This is a genomic window from Mesorhizobium sp. M2A.F.Ca.ET.039.01.1.1 (assembly GCF_003998035.1).
Lineage (GTDB): Bacteria > Pseudomonadota > Alphaproteobacteria > Rhizobiales > Rhizobiaceae > Mesorhizobium.
This window is the reverse complement of the sequence record NZ_RZRY01001441.1, coordinates 1-586: the sequence shown is the minus strand read 5'-3', so window position 1 is coordinate 586 and position 586 is coordinate 1. Positions and strand designations below refer to the sequence as shown.

At 56.8% G+C, this 586-nt stretch carries 1 pseudogene; it reads left to right on the top strand.

Annotated features, from left to right (window positions below):
- Positions 1-586: pseudogene (locus EOA24_RS40335) on the top strand (hypothetical protein); the annotation flags it as partial.

Sequence of the window (586 nt, the reverse complement as noted above, 5' to 3'; positions counted from 1 at the left end):
GCTGCAAGCGACGTGGCCCTGGCGGTTCCAGCTATGGCTCCGCCCACGACCTTCGAAGACGACTCATATCCCCCGGCGGAGCTGGCACGGGATCCTGGCGCCAAGGGTCCGGGGCGACGTTTTAGCTTGGCGCGGAGATCGGAAGCGTTTTTCAGTCGCGGATCTCCGTTGAATTTACCGTCGTCAGTGTTTGCCGGTGCCGCCGCTCTTGGGTTTTTGTCGTATATTACGGGGATTCACGACGCGACCTACGTCCGGGCGGACGGACTCGTTAAACAGGTTGGGTTTCTTTGGGCGCCGAACTGGACATTCCTCTTCATGGTGCTTTTGCCCCTGTTTTTTACATTCGTGATGGAGCTGCTTGTCTTTTGGAAAAATGACGGGCGCTTGAAGCTGGTAGCGGAGGGCGACCAGGTGAAAAGTGACGCTGAATGGGCGCACAACGTCGAAGCGTCTTCGTATTCATATTGGGCGGTTTTCCTGATCTGTGTGGTGTTCGCCGGCCTTTTTCAGTGGATCGGCGTGTGTTTGCTCCCGCTAATGAAAGGTGGGGGCAATTATGCGACGGACTGGGGCAAGTTAGCGA